Annotated in this window: 1 protein-coding gene; it reads left to right on the plus strand. The window is 50.5% G+C overall.

The features are described 5' to 3' along the window. Positions 1-406, plus strand: a 406-nt coding sequence (locus tag ACPV3A_RS37830; protein ID WP_426205026.1) for a transglycosylase domain-containing protein, incomplete at both ends; no start/stop codon positions are given.

Below are 406 nucleotides of genomic sequence, written 5' to 3' on the forward strand. Positions count from 1 at the left end.
TATTTAAACCGGATTAACTTCGGAGGACCTTATTACGGCATCAAAGCCGCATCCGAGCGTTATTTCGGCAAGTCGGATCTGAACAAGCTGGATTTATGGGAAATGGCGACACTTGCGGCAATGCCGAAGGGACCGTCCCGATATAATCCGCTTAAGAATCCTGACCTCTCCAAAGAGCGTCGTGCGGTCGTATTGACCCTGATGGAACAGCAGGGGTATATCACGGCCGAAGAGGCAGCGGAAGCCAAAAAAGTGGACTATGCTTATACACCGCCTGAAAGACAGCAGAAATATACAGCGTTTATCGATTATGTCATGGAAGAGGCAGAAGAGAAGTGGGGCCTTACCGAGGACGACGTTAACATCGGCGGTTTTCAGATTTACACCACGATGGGCGGGGATGCCC

This window comes from Paenibacillus sp. Dod16 (assembly GCF_049893405.1).
Taxonomy (GTDB): Bacteria; Bacillota; Bacilli; order Paenibacillales; family Paenibacillaceae; genus Paenibacillus_AQ.